Genomic DNA, 2,926 nt, shown 5'->3' with positions numbered 1-2,926 from the left:
GTCGGCGCCCGGCCGATGCCAGCCCTCGCGGCGGACGAGCTGATAGAAGGTCGAACGCGGGATCGCATGCTCCTCCGCGATGACGGACAGCGCGCGGTCGGTCGTCTCGACGCTGTGCCGCAGCGCTGCCAGGAGCTCCGGCGGCCAGACGCGCGGCTCGAATCGGTCCGTCATGGCGGTCCCGCGAAATGGATCGGATGTGGATCGGAGGATGCGGCGCCCGCGGCGACGGCGGCGGCGAGCCCGACCGTGCCGAAAAGGACGCGCGAGAACCAGGCAGGCGGAGAGGTCGGGGCGCGCGAAGACCCGGTCTCGCTGGGCGGCTCACCCGCCAGCCGACACGACGGCGAACAGACACCCGGGCCCACCGGCAGGCGGAGCATCGGCCAGCGAAGAATCGTCCAGTCCGGCCGCGTCGCGGCCGGACCCTACCGCTCGAATGGCTGGTCAGGATCCGCGCGCGATCGCGGATCCGCGCCGATGCTTTACTGGCGGGCGTAGGTGTCGGTGCAGTTGATCGTGCCCCACGGAGACTTGTAGCACTTCTGCGTGGTCACCCAGGTCACCGGCGCGGCAGCCACCTTGGTGGGCGCGGACGCGGCCGCCAAGNTGCAGTTGATCGTGCCCCACGGAGACTTGTAGCACTTCTGCGTGGTCACCCAGGTCACCGGCGCGGCAGCCACCTTGGTGGGCGCGGACGCGGCCGCCGCGGCATTCGCGGCCGGAGCTTTCGGCGCAGCCGCCGGCGTCGCCGCCGTCACGGGCGCGGCCGGCTGCCGCTTCGAGATGAACGGGATCTTGTCGAAGGCGAACAGCACCGCGACCAGGGCCACGAGAACGAGAACGATGCGCATGACGACTCTCCGAAATGGGGCGTCCGGCTCGATCAGAACAGCGCGACGGGGTAGGCCGGCCGCCAGAAAAAATCCGTTCGAATAATTCCAGAACGGCAGTAGCCGGGTGCCGGCACGCGGTCAAGAGCACGGCCCTCCGGCAAGCCACGTATGCGGCCCCGCGTCCAAGCGATCCGCCGGCCCGACCGCGGCGCCGGCAGCGCCCGGCCGCCCCACCCGGCGGCACCACGAACAGGAACTTTCGACAGTCGCCCCGGTTGAGCCACCGAGCGGCCGTGGTGCGGCCAGACCGGCGGAGGCGAGGCATGAACAGCGTCATCTACATCATCGGGCTGATCGTGGTGGTTCTGGCGATCCTGTCGTTCCTGGGCCTGCGCTGACGCGCGCGTCAGCCGGCGCCGACCGGGCGGCGGCGACGCATCCGATCACGCCACGGCGCCCGATCATCTCGATCATGGTCCGTGCGTTCGCACGACCCGCGATATCGCGACCCGTCTCATTCGATCCTGGAGGAAGTGATGAAGCCGAACCCTGTCCGGTCTGTCACGACGCGTCTGCTCGGATCGACGGCCGTCGTCGTCGGAGTCGTCGCCGCGCTGGTCGTCTTGCCGGCCGCCGTCGCGACACCCATCGCCGCGCAGGAGCGTGTCGAGGTCTCCGTGGAGTTCCGCGACGCGCTGACGCCGCACGGAAAATGGCAGCGGCATTCGCGCTGGGGCGAGGTCTGGGTGCCGGCGAATGTCGGCCGCGACTGGCGCCCCTACACGCGCGGACGCTGGGTCTACACCGACGATTACGGCTGGTACTGGACCCCGGTCGACGAGGAGGCCGCCTGGGGTCTGGTCGTCTATCACTACGGCCGCTGGGTCGACGACGGCGACGCCGGCTGGGTGTGGGTTCCGGGCCGTGAGTGGGGCCCCGCCTGGGTCGACTGGCGGCGCGGCGACAAGGCGGTCGGCTGGGCCCCGCTGCCGCCCGACGAGATCGTCGTCGAGGTGCGCGAGCGGCCGAGCTACTGGGTGTTCGTGCGGCCGCGCGACCTCGTCGCCGAGCGGGTGACGACCGTGCTGCTGCCGCCGCGCGAGCGCGACGTCTACATCCGCGAGACCGTGGTGGTGAACCGCACCGTGATCGTGTCGGACCGCGGTCCGCGCTTCGCCGTCAATCCGGGCATCCCGCCGGCCTATATCGCGGCCGCCTATGGCCGTCCGATCCGCACCTGGTCGGTGCAGCCGCGCGTGCTGGTCGGCACCGGGCGCATTCCGGGCGCGGTCGAGATCCGGGTCGACGATCTGCGCGACCGGCGCTCGCGCGTGGTGCGCGAGACCTCCTATCTGCGGCAGACCAAAACCTCGATCCAGCCGGCCCGCGACGTCCCGGCGCCGCAGGCGCTGCAAGGCGATCAGGGGCGGCTCGGCGACAATCCTCCGCGTGCGGCGCGCCAAGCGGCGCCCGGCGACGCGCCGACCGGCGCGGATGCGCGCCGGCCGGACGGCACAGCCCCCGCAGGTGCGGCAACCGGAGGCACGACGCCCGGACAGGCGACCGGCGCCCGGGACGGCGAGCGCGGCCCGGCGACGGGCGAGCGGCGCGATCAGGCGCCGCCGACCCGGGAGGGATCCCGCCCGGCCGATCGTGACGACACGCGCCGCCAGGGTGCGGCGCCCGCGGAGCGCGACGACGCGCGCCGCCAAGGTGCCGAGCGCCGCGAGGAGCGCCGTGACGAGCGTCGCGAGCGGCAGGGCCGCAGCGAACGCGACGCCTCCGGTGACCGCGGCGACCGCACCGGTCGCGGCGAGCGGACCGGCCAGGAGCGCGACTCCGAGCGTAGTGGTCAGGACCGCAGCGGTCAGGACCGCAACCAGCAGCGTCCCGCGGCGGAGCGCTCCGGCCCGGATCGTCCGGCCGCCGCCGAGCGGCAGGGCACGGGTCGCAGCAGCGGAGCCGAGCGTGGCGGCGCGTCGTCAGGTGACGCACAGCGCGGCGCGGCCGGGCGGCCCGGCGGGGCGGATCGCCCAAATGCCGATCGCCCGAGTGCCGAGCGTCCGGGCGCCGACCGGCCGAGTGCCACC

Annotated in this window: 1 protein-coding gene; it reads left to right on the top strand. The window is 73.3% G+C overall.

Going from position 1 to position 2,926, the window contains the following annotated elements; translation table 11 throughout:
* Positions 1 to 1,372 precede the first annotated feature (1,372 nt).
* A partial coding sequence (locus tag CCR97_RS16400) for a DUF6600 domain-containing protein (protein ID WP_338049091.1) occupies positions 1,373 to 2,926 on the top strand: 1,554 nt, incomplete at its 3' end.

Source organism: Rhodoplanes elegans (assembly GCF_016653355.1).
In the GTDB taxonomy this organism is placed as follows: domain Bacteria; phylum Pseudomonadota; class Alphaproteobacteria; order Rhizobiales; family Xanthobacteraceae; genus Rhodoplanes; species Rhodoplanes elegans.
This window is presented reverse-complemented; position numbering and strand designations above follow the sequence as displayed.